This is a genomic window from Bacillus sp. CGMCC 1.16607 (assembly GCF_042683745.1).
GTDB lineage: Bacteria > Bacillota > Bacilli > Bacillales > Cytobacillaceae > Pseudoneobacillus.
Window position 1 is genome coordinate 56,046 of record NZ_JBHUJX010000007.1, and the last position, 19,610, is coordinate 75,655.

General features: G+C 35.4%; 21 protein-coding genes. All 21 read right to left on the reverse strand.

Annotation, left to right across the window (positions count from 1 at the left end):
- Nucleotides 1–182 precede the first annotated feature (182 nt).
- Entirely contained in the window at nucleotides 183–728 is a 546-nt protein-coding gene (hpf, locus tag ACFSO7_RS01625; RefSeq protein ID WP_377874748.1) for a ribosome hibernation-promoting factor, HPF/YfiA family, read from the reverse strand.
- A gap of 323 nt (nucleotides 729–1,051) precedes the next feature.
- Nucleotides 1,052–1,252: a YjfB family protein gene (locus ACFSO7_RS01630; RefSeq protein ID WP_377874750.1), complete on the reverse strand. Its 201-nt coding sequence runs from the start codon at nucleotides 1,250–1,252 to the stop codon at nucleotides 1,052–1,054.
- 68 nt (nucleotides 1,253–1,320) lie between these two features.
- Entirely contained in the window at nucleotides 1,321–1,671 is a 351-nt protein-coding gene (locus tag ACFSO7_RS01635; protein WP_377874751.1) for a hypothetical protein, read from the reverse strand.
- Entirely contained in the window at nucleotides 1,671–2,069 is a 399-nt protein-coding gene (gene fliS / locus ACFSO7_RS01640) for a flagellar export chaperone FliS (protein WP_377874753.1), read from the reverse strand. Before fliS ends, ACFSO7_RS01635 begins: the two co-directional genes overlap by 1 nt.
- Before the next feature lie 35 nt (nucleotides 2,070–2,104).
- Entirely contained in the window at nucleotides 2,105–3,997 is a 1,893-nt protein-coding gene (gene fliD / locus ACFSO7_RS01645) for a flagellar filament capping protein FliD (protein ID WP_377874754.1), read from the reverse strand.
- A gap of 16 nt (nucleotides 3,998–4,013) precedes the next feature.
- The gene (gene flaG, locus ACFSO7_RS01650; RefSeq protein ID WP_377874756.1) at nucleotides 4,014–4,394 is read right to left on the reverse strand and encodes a flagellar protein FlaG; all 381 of its coding nucleotides are present in this window, start codon (nucleotides 4,392–4,394) and stop codon (nucleotides 4,014–4,016) included.
- Between the two features lie 184 nt (nucleotides 4,395–4,578).
- Nucleotides 4,579–5,760: a UDP-4-amino-4,6-dideoxy-N-acetyl-beta-L-altrosamine transaminase gene (gene pseC, locus ACFSO7_RS01655; RefSeq protein ID WP_377874758.1), complete on the reverse strand. Its 1,182-nt coding sequence runs from the start codon at nucleotides 5,758–5,760 to the stop codon at nucleotides 4,579–4,581.
- A 26-nt stretch (nucleotides 5,761–5,786) separates the two neighbouring features.
- Nucleotides 5,787–6,728, reverse strand: a complete 942-nt coding sequence (locus ACFSO7_RS01660) for an NAD-dependent epimerase/dehydratase family protein (RefSeq protein WP_377874759.1) — start codon at nucleotides 6,726–6,728, stop codon at nucleotides 5,787–5,789.
- A 12-nt stretch (nucleotides 6,729–6,740) separates the two neighbouring features.
- The gene (pseI, locus tag ACFSO7_RS01665; protein WP_377874761.1) at nucleotides 6,741–7,793 is read right to left on the reverse strand and encodes a pseudaminic acid synthase; all 1,053 of its coding nucleotides are present in this window, start codon (nucleotides 7,791–7,793) and stop codon (nucleotides 6,741–6,743) included.
- Complete coding sequence (gene pseG, locus ACFSO7_RS01670; RefSeq protein ID WP_377874763.1) at nucleotides 7,790–8,836, reverse strand: UDP-2,4-diacetamido-2,4,6-trideoxy-beta-L-altropyranose hydrolase; 1,047 nt, start codon at nucleotides 8,834–8,836, stop codon at nucleotides 7,790–7,792. Before pseG ends, pseI begins: the two co-directional genes overlap by 4 nt.
- Nucleotides 8,820–9,641 carry a formyltransferase family protein gene (locus ACFSO7_RS01675; RefSeq protein WP_377874765.1) on the reverse strand — a complete coding sequence of 274 codons (822 nt, stop codon included), beginning with the start codon at nucleotides 9,639–9,641 and terminating at the stop codon, nucleotides 8,820–8,822. The genes pseG and ACFSO7_RS01675 overlap by 17 nt, the downstream gene beginning before the upstream one ends.
- Nucleotides 9,638–11,002 (reverse strand): DUF4910 domain-containing protein, encoded by a 1,365-nt coding sequence (locus ACFSO7_RS01680; RefSeq protein WP_377874766.1) that lies wholly within the window; start codon nucleotides 11,000–11,002, stop codon nucleotides 9,638–9,640. The genes ACFSO7_RS01675 and ACFSO7_RS01680 overlap by 4 nt, the downstream gene beginning before the upstream one ends.
- Before the next feature lie 23 nt (nucleotides 11,003–11,025).
- Entirely contained in the window at nucleotides 11,026–11,751 is a 726-nt protein-coding gene (locus tag ACFSO7_RS01685; protein ID WP_377875075.1) for a cytidylyltransferase domain-containing protein, read from the reverse strand.
- A 16-nt stretch (nucleotides 11,752–11,767) separates the two neighbouring features.
- Nucleotides 11,768–12,304, reverse strand: a complete 537-nt coding sequence (gene pseH, locus ACFSO7_RS01690) for a UDP-4-amino-4,6-dideoxy-N-acetyl-beta-L-altrosamine N-acetyltransferase (RefSeq protein ID WP_377874767.1) — start codon at nucleotides 12,302–12,304, stop codon at nucleotides 11,768–11,770.
- A gap of 5 nt (nucleotides 12,305–12,309) precedes the next feature.
- On the reverse strand, nucleotides 12,310–13,518 hold the full coding sequence (locus ACFSO7_RS01695) for an acyl-CoA reductase (protein ID WP_377874769.1): 1,209 nt from the start codon (nucleotides 13,516–13,518) through the stop codon (nucleotides 12,310–12,312).
- A complete protein-coding gene (locus ACFSO7_RS01700; RefSeq protein ID WP_377874771.1) occupies nucleotides 13,519–14,589 on the reverse strand; it encodes a LuxE/PaaK family acyltransferase in 1,071 nt (356 codons plus the stop codon).
- Entirely contained in the window at nucleotides 14,586–15,947 is a 1,362-nt protein-coding gene (locus tag ACFSO7_RS01705) for an AMP-binding protein (RefSeq protein WP_377874772.1), read from the reverse strand. Before ACFSO7_RS01705 ends, ACFSO7_RS01700 begins: the two co-directional genes overlap by 4 nt.
- A gap of 363 nt (nucleotides 15,948–16,310) precedes the next feature.
- Nucleotides 16,311–17,054, reverse strand: a complete 744-nt coding sequence (locus ACFSO7_RS01710; protein ID WP_377874774.1) for an SDR family NAD(P)-dependent oxidoreductase — start codon at nucleotides 17,052–17,054, stop codon at nucleotides 16,311–16,313.
- 11 nt (nucleotides 17,055–17,065) lie between these two features.
- Nucleotides 17,066–17,305, reverse strand: a complete 240-nt coding sequence (locus ACFSO7_RS01715) for an acyl carrier protein (RefSeq protein WP_377874776.1) — start codon at nucleotides 17,303–17,305, stop codon at nucleotides 17,066–17,068.
- 48 nt (nucleotides 17,306–17,353) lie between these two features.
- Nucleotides 17,354–18,235 (reverse strand): UTP--glucose-1-phosphate uridylyltransferase GalU, encoded by an 882-nt coding sequence (gene galU / locus ACFSO7_RS01720; protein WP_377874779.1) that lies wholly within the window; start codon nucleotides 18,233–18,235, stop codon nucleotides 17,354–17,356.
- Nucleotides 18,236–18,428: 193 nt separating this feature from the next.
- Entirely contained in the window at nucleotides 18,429–19,607 is a 1,179-nt protein-coding gene (locus ACFSO7_RS01725; protein WP_377874781.1) for a glycosyltransferase, read from the reverse strand.
- Nucleotides 19,608–19,610 lie beyond the last annotated feature (3 nt).

Consider the following 19,610-nt stretch of genomic DNA (forward strand, 5'->3'; position numbering starts at 1 on the left):
TTATTTATTCTTTTTTTGGTTAGAATATACATTTATTTTGACAATATTTTCTGTTAATAAAAGTTTATGTTTCTAACAATAAGATTTTTTTCGACACGGAAAATGAAGAGGTTTGAATAGAATTGAATAATTTTTTTCATAAAAAAGGTCCACTCCTAAAATAAAGGAGCAGACCTTAATAATTATTGTGCTTCTATTAATCCGTAGCGGCCATCTTTACGTTTGTAAACGACATTTGTTTGGTTTGAATTGGCGTTTGTGAAAACGTAAAAATTGTGACCTAACATGTTCATCTGAAGGATCGCCTCTTCGCTGTCCATCGGTTTAAGATCGAAACTTTTCGTACGAACAAGCTCTAAATCATCTTCTTCAACATGGATCTCAGGAGCTTCTGATACCGCAAAATAAGCTGGAATATCGCCTTTTTCACGGAATTTACGATTTACTTTCGTTTTATGTTTGCGAATTTGACGCTCTAATTTATCAGAAATTAAATCAATGCCCGCATACATATCATCATTTAATTCTTCAGCACGTAAAACTAAGTGCGGAAGAGGAATCGTCACTTCAACTTTAGCCTTTTTATCATGATATACTTTTAAATTCACATGAACATTTGCTTCTGGTGTTTCAGTAAAATAACGCTCTAGCTTAGAGATCTTTTTCTCAACATACTCTCGAATTGCTGGAGTAACCTCAATGTTTTCACCACGAATGACATAATTCATATGTGACTCCTCCTTTAAAAAGACTATGTATTACTAATTCTATTTTACCCTATAGAAATCCTGCTAACACAGTTAAAAAAATTTGTCGTTATTTTGACGATTTTTGGTGAATATTGGGTGAATTGATGGTTGAGACCTTGACAAAGCAGGATTTTAGAATATGAAGTTGTCTTATATGATTATGGTTTATGTGGTCAATATATGACATGATTAAAGGAAAAAGCTTTCCATGAGGGAAAGCTTTTAGGATGATGAGGTTAAAGTTATTATATAAATGTTCTAAGCTAACTGGATAGGAATGAACTCTATTTAAAAGTAATGAATTAGCCTTTAAGGTCGATCGTTCCACCTAAATGTGGTTGTGCAGCGTATTGAAGAGCTCTTAGGTCTGATTCTTCTAACATTTTGTTTACGAAATCAGCATTTCCTTCTGCTTGGTCCATCGCTGTCTTCAAAATCGATATAGAAGCTTGTTGTTGAACTTGTCCTTGGTTTAAAGCCATGGAGAGTAGGGCTACGTCCATATAAACCATCCTCCTTCAATAGATATACACAAAAATCCAACTCAAAGAGACTGAGCTGGATCAATCAATTATTTTCTCTTATCCAAGAACATTCCGTCAGCAGAAATATCTCCATACGGATTAGCATAATGATTATTTTTTTTCTTTTTTAATTGAAGCATTTTCAAATCTTCCTTAATATTCTCCGAAAAGCTGGATAATAAGGCTTGAATCCTTTTTTCGGTCTCAAGCAAGTTATGTTTTACAGTTAAATCTAAAATATTTGTCAAATCTGGAAGACTGTCTAAAAACATCTGCCTTTTCTCTAAAAGCTCGTGAATGACTTGAATAAATTCTTCTCGACTTTCCTCAGGGAGACCTTTTTCCATATGTTCTAGCAGTGCGTTTGATATTTTAATAAATTGAACTAATTCATTCACTAGGCTTGACCACTCTCAGCGTATTGCTTCTTGGTCAGCTTCATAACTTCCTTCCATGTATCACGGAAATCAGTTATGAACCCTTCCGCTTCATTAATAATTTCAATACTATTCTTTGTATTTGCTTCAATTAATCTACGATGTATATAATCATACATTTGTAATAAATGATTAGATACTTCTACATCCATATTGAGGGTGATCATTAATTCATTCACGATATTTTGTGCCTTAACAAGATTCGTGTGACGTTGCTCAATATTATTTTCTTGAATAGCTATTTTTGCTAGTTTCATAAACTTCAAACAACCATTATATAGCATTAATGTTAGTTCCCCTGGTGTCGCTGTATTAACTGAATTCTGCTTATATGCTTGATATGGTTGGTTCATAGCCATATTATTATTCACCTTTCCACTTATATTACTTACTATTATTTATTTCCCATTCCTAACTGCGCCATAAGCTGGGAAGATTGATTATTTAATTTTTGCATAGCACTTTCCATTGCATTAAATTGATTCCAATATCTTTTCTCTCTCTGCCTTAAACGATCTTCAAACGTATCAATATCACTTTTCATTCTTAATAAATCTTTACCCATTGAATAGTTGTGTTCCGTTTTAAACGTATTTCCAGCTTTCGCTTCAACCTTTTCCATTGTAGCTGCTGCGGAATCACGAAGACGACGTGCAAGCCCCTTTTCCTGGTAAGTAGGTCCGTCAGCCATAAACAGTTGATACACTGCCTCAGGATTATCTTCAATCGCGGCTTTTAACTTATCCTCGTCAAGCTCAAGCTTTCCACGTTCTAAATAATCTTTTGTTGTTTTAATTCCAATTTCTGAAAGCTGATTATACTTTTTATCTGTTAATGTCACTGCATTTGAAGTTACCTCAGCGTACAAATCGTTACGCATTTTCTGAAGACCAGTAGTTAATAGGGAGTCTCGTTTCAACAATCCGCTTTTTGCCTTTTCTTCCCATTGTTCGACTTCTTTTTCTTTCATAGCCGCTTTTTGCTCATCAGTTAATGGAGTAAAAGTTTTATAGCGTTCTTCTGTTAATTTTCCGTTTATTTTTCCGATCATTTCATTATATTTATCTACGAAATCTTTCACCTGTTTGACGATTGAATCTGTGTCTGTTTTGATGTTGATGGATGCGGATTCCGTACCAACTGAATTCTTTTTTAGCGTGAAAGTTACGTCGTTCATTGTGAAGGTATTGGATTTACGAGTTGTACTTAATCCATTAATTGTAAAAACTGCATCAGTTCCAGACCCTGGAATGTCTGATGATAAACCTAAAACACTCGTAAAAAATATATGATTACCAATCTCTCCTGTAACTCTACCATTTGCATCACGAGTTACATTAACAAACCCCATTTCATCTCCAGCAGTATTAAAATTTCCAGTCTCTGTTCTTGTTGCTACAACTTTATCTGTTCCACTATCATAAAAGAGATTGACCCCAGCATTCGCTTTATTAACTGTTGAAAACATGCTATTTAAGGAAGCTGTTCCATCTATTTTGAAGTTCTTATATTGAGGTTGACCATTTTCATCAAAAGTTTTAACATCATATTCCAAGTAATTATTTTTAAACTTCACTTCAAATTTATGACCTTCAGCAAGTGTGTCCCCAAAAGCCATTTTGCCTGTATTATCATCTATATAAAGTTTGCCTGTTACTCGTGTTGCCGGTATTTCACCGATAATAACATCACTAGAATTATAAGTTTTAACAGTATTCCCTTGATCATCTTTTACTGTTATTGGAAAAGTAATATCTGAAATAGCACCCTTGTTCAATTGAAAATCTTTTGCACCACCTTCAGGAACAATAAATCCATTAGTGATCTCGGCAGACTTTTTCCAAGGTATCGTTGGTGTAGGCGTTTCTGTAGCAAATTTATCCTTTTGCGACCATATGCTTTTCGTTGGGTCAATTTTATTACTGGGAGACACACTTACTGAAGCTACACTCTGCCTTCTTGCAGCAGTAGCGAGTGTTACGTTCTCAATCTTATATGACACATTTCCAGCAGACGCAGAAGCTGTTGCCGTTACAAACTCTGAATTTGAACTAGTTGATGTTCTAGCTAACATCTTAGATTGCTTATAAACATTATCAAAAATATATTGGTCGAAATCTTTAAGAAGTTTGTTCATGCTACGATAATCGTCACGTTGCCATTCAGTCACTTGTTTTCTTTGCTTTAATCGATCCAATGGTATTCTCTCAGCCTTCATTAAAGAATCAACGATCGACTGTGTGTCCATACCACTGGCTAATCCTGAAAAACGAATAGATTCTACCATTTATATTCCTCCTTCTTTATAACTTTTTATCAATAAATAACCCTAAAAACTCTGTCATTTTCGCATACATGTCTAAAAGTTCTTTTGAAGGGATTTCCCTAATTACTTTTTTTGTTTCTTGGTCGATCACTTCGACGTAGTACTTATCTAATTCCTCGTGCATTTTAAAATTTAACGAAGTATACTGAGGCTTTAAAAACTCATTAATTCCATTAACTATTTGCTCTGCTTCGTCTTTGGTTAAATCTTTTTTCTTATCTTCATCTATTTTAGATTGAATACTCTGCTGTTTATCATGTTGCTGACTTTTTAATGTTGTCTCTTCTACCTTCTGTGTTACATGGTGAGAAAATGAATCTACGGCATTGGAAGAGGACACTAGACTCGTTATTTTCATTTTAAACAACTCCTAGTTAGATTCCTAATCATTATATCGGCTGGAACAAATTGTTTTTTAATATAAATAGGTATTTTTCATAAACAGGTTCAAAAGCACGTTGAAAAAATTTTTAAAATCTATTTCTTTTTCTCAATTCTATATTCAACTTTAGCCTACAAAAAAACGCGGAAATAATCCACGTTTACTTAAGAAAATATTTAGTAACTTTATCAATAGCTATAATCACTGTTTCAATATCATAATTGGTCATTTTCGGATACAAAGGAATTGTTAAAGCCTTTTCATACCAGTTTTCTGCAATCTTGCATAGCCCTTTCTGATAACCCAATCCTTGATAGTAAGGATGCCTATAAACAGGTATGTAATGAACATGTACCCCAATATTCTCCGCTCGTAATGCTTCAAAAATCTCTCTTCTTCCGACATTGAATTTATCTAGTTCGAGGGTGAGCATGTATAAATGCCAACTAGAGTTTGACTCGTCCAATTGATAAGGAATTCTAACCCCTTCAAGTTGGTTGAATTTTTGGTTATATATTTCTGCAATTTCCCTTCTTCTTTGCACGAACTGATCAATTTTCCGCATTTGAGAGATTCCTAGCGCCGCGTTTAAATCGGTCATTCGATAATTATAACCTAGTTCCACCATTTCATAGTACCAAGGACCTTCATCCTTGGATAAATCATGGTTTTTGATCCCATGTGAACGAAACAACCGAAGCTTTTCAGCATACTCTTCTGAATCGGTAGCAATGATTCCACCTTCTGTTGTCGTTATATGCTTTACAGGATGGAAACTAAACATTGTCATGTCAGCTAATGTTCCGACTTTTTTTCCTTTATAGGTAGCACCTAAAGAATGCGCAGCGTCTTCTATGACCACCAAGTTGTGTTCCACAGCTATTTCTCGGATCAGATCCATGTCCACAGGTTGACCTGTAAAATCAACAGGAATAATCGCTTTTGTTTTTGGAGTTATTGCCTGTTGAATTTTATGAGGATCAATATTGTAAGTCCGTTCATCAATATCCACAAAAACTGGCTTGCCTCCACAGTATAAAACGCTATTTGAACTAGCAGCAAAAGTTATTGGTGTCGTAATAACCTCGCCACCTTCACCTATTCCCGCGGCATAGCATGCACCATGTAAAGCGGCCGTTCCATTGGAAAAAGCAACAGCGAATTTAGCTCCGACGTATTGGGCGACAGATTTTTCAAATTCTTCGATTTTAGGTCCTTGTGTTAAAAAAGGACTTTTTAAGGTCTCCATTACCGTTTGAATATCTTCATCATCGATCCATTGTTGACCATAAGATAAGAAGGTATCACGGATTGGTTTTCCACCCATAATGGCTAATGTCATGACAACCCCTCCAAAAAGAGCCACCCTTACATTAGGTGACTCGTCTTAATCCATTCCTCTGTTCTTCTAATTCCTTCTTCTAAGCTAATCTTAGGCTCCCAGTCTAAAAGCTTTTTGGCTTTATCATAGTTACATAAAAGCTTTTGTATCTCACTTTGTGGATGAATATGCTCCATATGCTCAATTCTTGCTGAATCTTCAACTACTAATAAAGCTAAGTCATTAACAGAGATATCTCTACCTAATCCTGCATTGACTATTTCTCCATTCACTTGATCTGAATATCCAGCTTGTACCACAAACTTTGCACAATCATCTACATACAATAGATCCCGAGTTTGCGTTCCATCACCGTAAATATTTAATATTTCACCTGCAAGTTTCTTTTTAATGAAAATGGCAACTACGCCACCTTCTCCTCCTGTTTTTTGAAAAGGCCCATATGTATTAAATGGACGAATGACAACAGTTGGCAACCCGTATGCGTGATAATAGGACAATACCATATTTTCCGCAGCAATTTTTGATCCAGCATAAGGGGAGGCTGGCTTGATAGGATGTAATTCTGTGATTCCTTTTTCATCTAAACAGCGATCATACACCATACATGTACTCATAAACACTACTTTCACTTGGTGTTTGCGACATTGTTCCAAAATGTAAAATGTGCCTAATGTATCATTATTAAAAGTTGTCCTCGGATCGTCAATCGAATCTTGAACATTAATGGAAGCACCAAGATGATAGCAAATGTCAAATTTGTTTTTGTTAAAAAGATCTTCTAACAAGGCTTCATTTTTAATATCTCCAATGATAAAATCCTGTAATTCTTGTTTGAATTCATCCAAATTATCTTCTCGACCATTTGATAAGTCATCTAATACCCAGACCTTATGATTATCAGCAAGAAGCTTTTTCGCGACAGCACGGCCGATGAAGCCTGCTCCGCCAGTTAGCAATATATTCATTTCATTCCCACCTTATATTAGCTCCCATGAGAGTGGAGTCCCTTTTTTCACATCCATTTTAACCTCTTTACCTATTACACTTTTCAAATGTTTAGGAGGTAAGCCAAAGCCTGGGCGAATGGCACGAACATTTTCTTTCGTAAACACTTCTCCAGCCTTTATATCGTTTGCAATATATAATGATCGACGATCCTTTAATGATGGTACTTCAGCGTTGGTTAGTCCATAACTAATATGTCCCATTGCCTGCCAAGCTCTTTCCGTTTCCATCACAAGAGCTTTCATTTCGTCTGGCTCCATTGAAAATGCTGCGTCCGTACCACCTTCAGCTCTTGAAGTGGTAAAATGTTTTTCAATGACTGTCGCCCCAAGAACAACGCTCGCAACACCTACTCCTGTTCCCATTGTGTGGTCAGATAATCCTACCTCACATTGAAAAAGCTCTCTCATATGAGGAAGGGTTAGTAAATTAGAGTTTTCGGGTGAGGCTGGATAGGTGCTCGTACATTTCAAAAGAATGATATCTTTACAACCAGCATTTTTCGCCGCTCTTACGGATTCATCTAATTCCGCAACACTAGCCATTCCTGTTGAAATGATTAAGGGCTTTCCAGTAGAAGCTGCCTTTTCAATCAACGGAATATCGGTATTTTCAAATGAAGCAATTTTATAACAAGGAACCCCTAGGCCTTCTAAGAAATCCACAGCTGTTTCATCAAAAGGAGAGCTGAACGCAATTATTCCTAATTCACGGCAACGTTTAAAAATAGGTTCATGCCATTCCCAAGGAGTATAGGCTTCCTTATATAAATCATAATAGGACTTCCCTTTCCATAAACTATCGGGGTTATCGATAAAAAATTCGCCTTCTTTAATATCTAGTGTCATCGTGTCAGCCGTGTAGGTTTGAAGCTTTAGGGCATCTACCCCCGCTTTCGCTGCAGCTTCGACTATTTGTAAGGCTTTGTCTAATGATTGATTATGGTTGCCAGACATCTCCGCTATAATAAATGGTTTTTGATCTCGTGCAATCAATCTGCCTGCAATATTTATTGTATTTGTCATGATTCTAAAACCTCCATCATTGCTTCCACAACAGGATGAGTTTCGTACTTTCGATCCGATTGCATTAATTGTTTCGCTTTCCTTGACATTTCCTGAAGGTTTCCAGGTTGTTCTAAGGCTCTATTTACTATATCGGCTAAATCGACTACTTTTACATCTTCATACCAGCCTATATTCCATACGGCACCAAATTCTGCTGCAGCCTGGGTAGACTCTAACTGATTCTCGGCAACCACAGTTACAATGGAAGGTAAACCTAGGAAACAACGCTCCCACATCGTCACGCCACCTGCTCCCAATGATAAATCAGCCTTTCTCATTAGTTGTGAGAGATAATTGATTTGAACATAAAAATTGTAGTCATTTTCCATACATTTAAGCTTAATTTCTTCTAGCTTTTCGTTAGACAAACCTACAACTACATGAATGTTGTAGCTCGAACAGTCTACAACCTCTAAAGCTTCTAATGCTTTTAAAGTTTCACCAGTAGGGTCAGAGCCACCATAAAATACTAAAATACTTTTCGTATCATTTTCTTTTATGTACTTTTCTTCTTCGTAAAATTCGGGTCGTAACAGGAGATAAGAAGGACCGAGAAGTTTTTTACAATTCCCAATCAACAAATGCTCATATCGCGTTTCATAATTATTAAAATAGTTTTGATCAAGAAGAAGATCACAATCATGCTTTCGATTAGCTAAATCGTCAATTACCATTATTTTCACATGAGGAAAAGCGATTCTTACTTCCTTTTCCCATTTCCAGTCGAGTTGGTAGTGATCGATAATTAATAAATCAATATTATGGTTTTCTATCAAGTGAATAGTGGATTGAATATCTCTAATAGAATCTTTTGTAGCTCGTATTTTATAAACCTCGAAACCTTCGTTAATTATGTAATCGATTAGGTTTCCAGACCCATTTATACAATTAAAAATTATTTTTGCTCCCTTGTTCCTCAATAAATTTGCTAATGTAAGACACCTCATTACATGGCCAGTTCCAATTTCTACTGAAGCATCTACTCTAATTAAAGTATTCATAGCTTTTAAAAGCCTTCACAAGTGGAGGTTCTTCTATTTCGAATTCACCATCCAGAAACCGATCGATAAGATCATTATTATAATAATTATAAATTGGTCTTAAATGTTGAGGTTTCCAATCTCGACTTACAAATAGTTTACCATTCGAACCTTGTGGGGTTCCTTTCATTTCTTTCCCTTGATCTAATAGTTTTAAAATAGTTACTAGATCCCGAGCTACCTGTAAAACAGCCTTACAAGCAACATCATGAATTCCATCCCCTCTTTCGAGGTCTGGAACTGAATGATGAATGATATCTCCACCATCCAGTTTAGAAGTTAATTGGTGGATAGTCATACCTGCCCAGTTTGGCTGGAGAAAATAGAAAGGCCAGAATAAAGTGATATTGCCTCTATACCATGGAGAAAGTCCTCCGTGGATATTCCAAGCATTTTTCGGGAAATCATCCAGCATATGATTACTAATTTTATGAACACCATATGATACAACCATTTCGACTTTTCTCTCTACTATCCATTTCTTCGTATTTTCACTATTAAGTTCATCTCTACTTACTTCTAATATATAAACGTCTTGAAAATCGGTCAAAGAAATATCTTTAAAAAACTTTTGTTCTGATTGATCGCGATCTTGAAAATGACGGATAAAATTCTCGCGGTCAATCGTTTCTAAATTACTTGGAGGTTGTGGGATAAATTCCTCACGCTGTTCAATTACAAGAGCGTGAAGAAGTCCAGCTTCATATAAAGTCTTCGCTATATATAAATGGCGCGGGTGGGATCCGCACATAAAAATCAGTTTCATTTGTGTAGCCCCCTTTGATTCGTATAAGGACCCTCTAATATTCCTTTACTTTTTAAAATATCGATTACTGGCTCTAAGTCCAAAATAGAACAATTGCATTTTTCTGCAATTTGTAACAACGTATGTTCCCCATCAGAATAATTTAATATAGATAACACCCAGTTTAAGATTTCTCTATGATTAATAGCCTCATTATCAGCTCGAGTCCAGCGATCTTGACTATTAATATCTGGATATAATCCATGTTTATCTAATTTTACTTCACCAAAGGGAGATAGATTGACATAATAACCTTCAAGCTCCAACCCTTGTAATATGCATTCTATCTCGTTAACACTTTTCTGAAGGGATTTAATTGTAATCAATTCTTTATTATCTAATGAAGTATGATATTCCTTATACTGTCCATACGTTAGTCTTGCCATTTGCCCGACAGGAAGGTTAAAACCAGGTGAACAATACTGTCTTTCATCTGATCCATTATTTGGGGTAAATGCTCTGGTACTTCCTTTTAAACCTCCTTCAAAAAAATGATTAACAACTCGGTCAATCGGTGCATTTCCCTGCCTTGAATGCTTGTAGCTTAAATCAACTTTTCCGCCAAGACAAGTTAAGACTAATCCACTATATGTATTCTTTTTAAGCTCGTTTCCAAACTTATATAAATAAGAAATCGAACCTATTGTTTCGGGAACAAAAACGAATCGATAAGTAAACCTTCTTTTTTTCCACTTTTTTAAACGATTGTATAAGAATGTTGCAACAATCGGACCACTTAACTCATTATTCGCCATTGATGGATGGCATACATATGTACTAATTAAGATTTCTTCTTTACTTTCACCAGGCAAAATAGCATGTGCAAAGTTTAATACGCCGTCAACATGCTCGCTATCAATATAAGCATGATATGTTCCTTCCTCTAAGGATTCGTACGTTGAATACGGAAGACATAAACCCCAACGTTCACGATAGTAAGAAATGACATACGGAATTGCTTCAGGCAAATTTGGAATAGTATATAAATTAGGTTTCAACTCTTCTAAAGATAGTTTTCGATCAACAGAAGTACTATAATTCACAACATGCAAATTATGATCTGAAAAATCCACTATCTTCTTACCATCCGGACCTTTTAACCAACCTTCATGAATTTTCCATTCTTTTGGGATTTCCCAATCAAAGACCTTAGTACCTGTAGGAATAAAAAAAACATCCAAGGGGATAATCTCCTTTAATATATTAAAGGTTTGCCTTACCCCTTCACCAGTAATACTTCTATTAATTGGATATAAAAGATCAAATAATTGATCCATTTGTTGTAATTCTTCTATTAATTTTTGTTCAATATGTGTGTCCATGTTTTACCTACCAATTATTTATTTTACTGAACCGGCTTTTGTTCAATGTGAGCATTGATTTTTGCTACATCTGGATTTTCTTTCAGGTATTTTACTACTTCTTCTGTCTTAACAAATAAATCCCCATCAAAATGTTGAGCAATTTTTTTGCAAAGTTCATAGTCTTCTTCTGTATCTAATGTAATCCGCAGTTTAGGCTCTTGGATCAATTCTTTTGCTTTAACCATTACCCAAGAAAATTCCTCTTTACATTCATATCCATAATAAGTAACATGCTCACGGTGACGAGGTTCTTTACCATGTTGATGAATATATTTAAGGGCTCTAAAGGAAAATAATTCAACCGCTAGTCCTCTAGGAAGCTGACCAGCCAATTGAACAAAATCGGCTGGAGCTTCCATCATTTTTTGAACCATTTCTGTTGCCAATTCATAATCTACAAACGGACAATCTGCTGTTACCCTTATGACATAGTCAGGTTGGTGAAGCATGGCCGCTTGGAGATAACGCTCAAGAACATCATCCTCTGACCCTCTAAAATAATCTACTTTGTTTTTTTCACACCATTCTTCCACAACATAATCTTGAGGAAGTACAGATGTAGCCACAATCACTTTGCTAACACCTTTAATTTTTTTGCATCTTTCGACTACATATGTAAGCACATCATACCGACCAAGTGGCTTTAATATTTTTCCAGGTAACCTTGCGGAACCCATTCTGGCTTGAATTATGACAATCGTCTTCATCATTTTCTCCCAACCTTTAAATATGGACAACTGGAACGTATTTTGCAAACTTAGCTCCCGCTTCTTTCCACATTTCTTTTGTCATTTCAAATACATATACATTGTGGTATTTTCCGTATTTATAAATATGATCTGTAAAATAACCAACTTCCCTGGCACCTTGTTTTACATGAAGCTTTCGAACACCTTCATTCTCTTCCATAACCTCACCCATTAGCTTTTGGATATTTAAGTTTTGGAAAACAAAGTTATATACATATGGTCCAATAAAGCCTCCTAGCATACTAAAGGAAGGCTCTCCAATATAAAAATTCCAATACGCCCGCTTATCTCGTTGATTGATGTCGGTAATCGATACTAATCCAATTGGTTCATTTTTATATTCCAGCACCCAGTAATGACTGTTTGGATCACTTTTTATAAACTGATACCAGTTTCTCTGTTTATCCAGATCATACTCAATATCAGAATACATATAGCGTGTAACGAAATCACTCGTACGCCATTTTAAAATTAGTTCTAAATGTTCTTCTTTTACTGGAACAAATTCCATCCCCATCACCTAATCACTATTTCTCTCATAAATCGCATTAATAAATCATGACCATCCCATACACCTTCAAAATCAAGCGCTTGACCAATCGGTACGATACGATCGATGCTTCTATTCACCAATTTCCCCGCAAAGTTCACTAACTGTTCATGAGTAAATCCAAAATAAGATAGTGTTTGATCTTTATCATCAAGAAAAGGGATAAGTGCATTTAATTCAGAAAGTTCTAATTCTAAAAACAAGCCACCACCGCAATGTCTCTCTCTAAAATCTCCGCTCATATGTTGGATTTTTAAGCGGGAGAAATTGGGTTGATGTTGAAAAGCTATCGAGTGATCACTAGCACTTAGTAAGTATCCGGTTGTTAATTTTTGTACTTGTAAAGCCGGAGAAAAATCGGTTAACTGCTCATTTAAATAAGTATCTAAATGATCCCAAAATTTTTGCTGCGCCGCATCGATCTTATTCTTTTCTCCAATCCATCCAATCATCCTCGGTGAAGAACAGGCCATTTGTGCAAACCAAAATCCATCATTATAAAAGCGATGGATTACGTTTTGGAAATCCACCTCATTTGCTGCTAATATCGCTTTGGCATCCAATACAGATAACGAAAATCGGTCTGGAAAAGCAAGCTCTGTTGCTAAAGGAGCTAACGGAATGGCACGAATGGTCTTAACCGTTTCATCTCCACCCCAAATGACACGTATATGACAACGCTCCGATAAAAATTGTGTGATTTCCTTTTGATGCTCGTAGGTTAGAATCGCGGTTCGCTTTGCCACCTCAGGAAATTGATCCAATCCATTTATAATCGCATCAATAAGAAGCTCTGTTTGTTCTTGTTTTCTTCCGGAAATTCTCAAAATATTATTATTGCCAGCAAGCAATGAAAGCACCCATGAATAGACGAAAATCGTATCGACATTAGATGGAGCAAAATGAAGTGCCGTTCCACGTGCTACAACCATTTTTGATTGAGTTTGCTTTTCATATAACTCTTTCATCTCATGTAAATGAGCTTTTCTTAACCAATAAGCTAGAGCAATTAATTCTGGAAATTTCCGATAAGTATGCTCTTTTAGAATCGTTTTTGAGATTGATTGTAAAAACATTAAAACTTCTGGATGAAACGGTGAAAGCGGGGAAGACTTTACTACCGAATCAATCGTTTCTTCCCATTGTTTAGAATAAAGTGGCCAAAAAAACTTCATCTATTCATTCCCCACTTTCTGATCAAACGCAAAGGTATCACTACATCCCCGCAATTCAGCTTTGGGTATACGACCTGCTATGGAAAAATACTTGCCCTTCCACCCACATGGGCAATCATCCTCCCCGTGAATCGTTCCTAAATCTTCTGTTAATAAACTATGTCCTGGGTAGCTTTTAGGAAGTGTACTTAGAACTTGTATCAATCCTTGCTGTCCAAACGAAAGAGGAGTAAAGGAAATGGGGTCTCGGATAATGACATCCGCATACTTCGGAGTATGAAGATGTCCATGCGAGCACTCCACGAATATCGAACCAACCTGCTCTACCATTCCATAATAATTATGAACAGAGCGAATACCAAACTGATTCCGGAGTGATTCTTTAAAAATCTCATTACTTACGGATTCTTCCTTTAACTTTTTCCATCCGCCTCCGTGAATGAGAAGACTATCGCCTAGATCAAGTTTTACCCCTTGCTTAACCGCTTCCTGATAAAAATGCTTCCAAATCATAAAGGTGAATCCAAATAATAATATTTTTTCACCTTGATGTTCTTGTACATACTCGTCTAACCCTTCCCAATCCACACTCATATCCTCATGGAACAAATAAAAAGGACGTCGACCAAAATTAGAAAAGCCTAAAATCCCAGCACCTCTTGCACTAAAAGAATGCCGATCCTTTAACACATTTTTCGTATCAATGATTATCATAGGCATACGTTTCGTTCCTAGTAATGGCTTCATAACGGAGACGAGTGCCTTCGTTTGTGCTTGAGCGGTATCTTTATCTAAGTAAATTTTAGATACTTGCTGACTGGTTGTGCCGCTAGATGTTAGTACCTTAAACACTTCCTCCTTTTTAAACGAATATAAATCCATCAACTTAAATAATTGAACAGGTAAATATGGAATCCGTTCAAGCGTTTCCGCTATTAATGGGCTACCTGTTTTGTTAAGCATATGTTGGTAAGGCTGAGAATGTTGATAATGAAATGCTGTTAATGCATTTAATTCGTTTAATAAATAAATGACTTTACGTTCATGATCTAATTCATATGGCTCTATCATATTACCAATTCCTTTAACGAATCATAATGGACCTTCCCATTTGAGAGACGTGGTATTTCTTCCAATACCTTGACTCGAAACGCACTTCTATGAAGCTTATATACATTTTCTACAAAACACTGAACGGTATCCTTATATTTTTCTTCGTGAACCACTACAACCATTTTATCATCTGTACCTACGCAAACCGCAGCGGACTGTATTTTTAATTCTATTTGCTTTTCAATATCGTCTAAATTTAAACGTAGTCCGAAAAGCTTAATAAACCGTTTCATTCGACCTTTTATATAAAAGTAGCCTTCTTCATCCACTTCTGCAAGATCACCAGTGTGCAACTTACCTTGAAGCTCATCCCCTTTTGCAAGATCCATAAAATGAGTAGCGTAACCAAGCATGACATTTGGTCCTTCATACAAAAGCTCCTCCGTTTCAGGATCAATACTTAACATTCCATCTGGAATCGGTTTCCCAATACTTGATGATTTTTGGAGAAGAGCTTCAGGAGGCACATAACTAATTCGAGCTGTAGCCTCTGTTTGGCCATACATCACATAAAATTTTTTCTCATGTTCTTTCGCGTATTCTCCAAAAAGACGGACAAGTTTTTCATTTAGCCTCCCACCAGCTTGAGTAAAATACCTTAAAGCAGGCAAGTCCATTTTCTGAAAATTGATTCTTTGTAATATTTGATACGTATAAGGAACACCCGCAAACGATGTCGCCTTCTCCTTCTCCATAAACTCCCAAAATGACTTCGTTAGTACACCTTCATTCGTTAATAAAATTGTAGCTCCTGCAAATAGATGGCTATTAATAATCGAAAGCCCGTACGAATAATGAAAAGGTAGATTAGCCAGTCCTCTATCATCTTTTGTAATCTGCAAATATTCCGCAATCGATTTCGCATTTGCCAAAATGTTAGAGTAAGATAATCGGACAAATTTTATGCTTCCTGTTGTACCAGATGTGCTTAATAGGACAGCCAAGTCTGGATGGATCTCATATTCTGGGGCTACCTGCCTTTGCCAAAAGCCTTCTTCCACTTCCGCATAATCATTATGGGGGTAGGAACCCATGATGGTGGTTGGCTTGTACGTATGTATAATCGTTTCGAGTAAATTTTTATCTAGGTCTGCATTTAGTAGCATGACGGCATGGTTAGTGTGTAAAGATGCTAGATACCCCAACAAACTATTGTAATCATTTCGTGCTAATAAGAGTATAAGCACTTTTCTCTTTGTTTGAATTTTTTCGCTCATGCTTTGAACATCTATTTGTAATTGTTCATATGTATATATTTTCCCACCTGGCTCAATAATTGCAATTCTATTTGCCTCAGTAGGAAATTTCCATAACATTTTCATTTTCTCACCTGTTCTATAAGTGATTCGTTTTTTCTATTGGTTTTAATTGGTTTTACCATATAGATTGTTGTTTATAGTCATCATTTTGTCCGTTGATTTCTACTCCAGGCACTTGCTTTCCGCGGGGAGGGATGGGAGCCTCCTCGGCATTCTTCCTGTGGGGTCTCCCACTTCCCTCTTTATCCCGCAGGAGTCAAGTGCCCTCCGTTCCAATCAACTCAGTAAGTTAAAAATAAAGAAGCAAAAGCAACAAAGGTTACAAGAATATTTTTTTCCATAATATGTTATCAGTTTATCCAAAACCCCTTCACTTATTTTCATCGACCAAAAATAAAAAAAGTGTAGAAAAAGCATGGATTAAATCACCATGCCTCCATCTACACCAATCACTTGACCTGTTACGTAGGAAGAAAGGTCAGAGGCTAAAAAAAGTAATACATTTGCAACCTCTTCCGGTTTGCCTACTCTTCTCATTTTTATATTTCCAATCACTTTTTCTAAACGTTCATCTTGATAATGATTCGTCAAATCGGTGTCAATAAATCCTGGAGCCACCGCATTCACTCGGATATTATATGGGGCTAGCTCTTTAGCAACCGATTTTGTAGCACCAATGACACCGGCCTTGCTAGCAGCATATACGGCATTTCCTTCACTACCATTTAGTCCTATTATAGAACTAACATTAATAATAGAACCTTCTTTTTGTTTCATCATTAGACGCGATGCATATTGCATGTGATAAAGAACAGATTGTAAATTCGTCTGCATCGTATTTTCGACCATTTCTTCTCGAATCATTCCAAGTAGGGATTCCTCCATGATTCCAGCATTATTTATAAGAATATCTAGTCTACCTTTTTCTTTTCGAATCTGTTGGAAACAGTCTTTTATTTGAGTATATTCATTCACATCATAAGGAATCACTAGAGGAGTGATACTACTATAATCGCTAACTTTTTCTATCGTTTCTCTAAGTGAGCCCTCATTTCTAGCATGTAAAATAAGCTGTGCACCATATTGTGCAAATAAAATGGCTGCGGCTTGTCCAATTCCCCTGGATGCTCCAGTAATAAAAACTATCTTATTCTCTAAAAGCATTTTAATCTTCCCTATTCAAATTTAATATCATATTTTTGAAGGATTTCCTTTGCCTTTGCAAATGAACTTAAGTCTAATACATCGTCTGTATCGAGCATAATGTCAAATTGATCATCGATTTCGGCAACGAGCGCCATGTGTGCGACGGAATCCCATTCGGGGATACTATTGTATGATAAATCACTTGTAACTATACTTTCATCAATTCCAAGTACTTCTATAAAAATTGCTTTTAATTTTTGGTCTTTCATTTTTTATCCACCACCTAAATATAAATGTTTTTTGTATGTATGTATCTATCATTGATTTATTTCGTAATCCAATAAGTACCTCAAATATTGCAGGAATTCTTCCCTAATTTCCTTTCTTTCTAAAGCAAACTCTACGGTAGCTTTTAAAAAACCTAGCTTATCACCAACATCATATCTCTTTCCTTCAAAAGGAAATGCTATAACTTGTTTCACCCTTGCTAATTGGCAAATGGCGTCTGTCAGTTGTATCTCTCCTCCAACCCCAGGTTCCAAATCTTTTAGAAAATCAAATATCAATGGATCTAGTATATACCTTCCCATAACTGCAAGATTTGACGGAGGGGATACAATAGGTTTTTCAACCATGCCTTTAATTAAAATATACTCATCATATAAAGTTTGAATAGGATCAATAACTCCATATTTATATAACAATTCATTCTCGATTGTCTTTACTCCTAGTACAGAAGATCCAACCTTGTCATAAACCTCCATCAATTGCTTAATACAAGGTTTATTACTAGATATAATATCATCACCCAAAAGAACAGCAAATGGTTCATTACCAATGAATTTCCGTGCACAATAAATAGCATGTCCTAAACCAAGAGGTTCTTTTTGTCTAATATAATGAATATCGGCCATATTTGAAATGGATTTTACTTTCTCAAGAAGGTCGTTTTTTCTGTTATTTTTCAAGTTTAGTTCTAGTTCAACAGAAACATCAAAATGATCCTCAATTGAGCGTTTATTTCTTCCAGTAATAATGATAATATCTTCAATACCAGAGTAAATTGCTTCTTCAATTATGAATTGAATTGTAGGTTTGTCTATTATTGGAAGCATTTCTTTTGGCAGAGCTTTCGTTGCTGGTAAAAACCTTGTCCCTAAACCAGCAGCAGGAATTATTGCCTTTTTTATTCTTGACATTGGAATCACCCTCTTTAAACTAAAACAATAATCTTTTTAAAAGTTTCTGGTTTCTTATTAACCATATATGTATTTATTCTTTGCTTTTACATAGTATAATCTCTTTCAAAACCTATTAACAATATTTTTACATACAAAAAGAGTACAGGCTTTCATATTCAAGTACTCTTTTTGTAATATTTCACCTATCTTCTTATTGTCTATATCTTAATAGTGTTTTTCGAAGTTCTCTCCATGTAAATCTTACATCACTATATTTTATTGTTTTTTTTATTTGGCATAGTTCGAGATTATGGGATGCATCAATATAACCTGGGAAAAAATTAATCGCCTTGTTTAGATAAAAAGTTGCATTATCTAATGAACCATTTAACAGATGAATACAACCCAAATTATTTAAAGCACTTCCATGTTGTGAGTCATATTCTAAAATTCTCTCAAACATTCTAAGAGCTACATTTATTTCTTTTTTTTGTAGGTAATAGATTCCTTGATAAAAATAAATATTATTTGGACAATCTTGTCTATCCTTTATTAGGATAATATATTTACTTACTTCTTCCCAATAATTTAATCTAATAAGCATAGAAATAAAATCAATAGTATTTTGAACAAATGATAAATTTCTTTTATATAGTGCCTCTTTGATTGTGTCAATTCCATATTGATTTAAAATAAATGATTCTGCATTTAGCATTCTGTTTATATTACTTGAAGCGTTATTTTCGTGTCTACGGATTTTCACTAGTGGTTTATCTAGATATGCAAATCCATTTTGTTCAGAAAGCCTTAACCATAGATCCCAATCTTCGCTGTATCTTAGTTCCTCATTAAACCCATCTATTTGTTTTAACTTTTCTTTACTAACTAGGACACCTGAAGGGGAAATTAAGTCATTTCTGATAAGTTCATAACCGAAAACTTCTTCCGGCATCACTTGTTTACTTCTCATTACCCCTAGTGAGTTTCCGTTTTCATCAATTTGTTCGTAGCTTGGATATACTAATACAAGTGAATCTCCCATTTCCATCTGCATAGTATGTAATGTGCAAATTTCCTCTTCTAATAAGTTTGGTAATACTATATCATCTGCATCTAAAAAAAGTACCCATTCTCCTTCTGCAATATTTAAACCTATGTTTCTTGCCTTTGACGCACCAACGTTTTCACTTAATTTTATTATCTTTATTCGCTTTTTAAACGCCTTCATAATTTCTTTTACTATCTTAACCGTTTGATCTGAACTATTGTCATCAATTACAATTATTTCGTGAAGTAAATAAGTTTGCTGTAATAAACTCAATAGAGAATCCCTAATATATTTTTCACCATTAAACACAGGCATAATTGCTGAAATCTTAATTTCACTCATTTT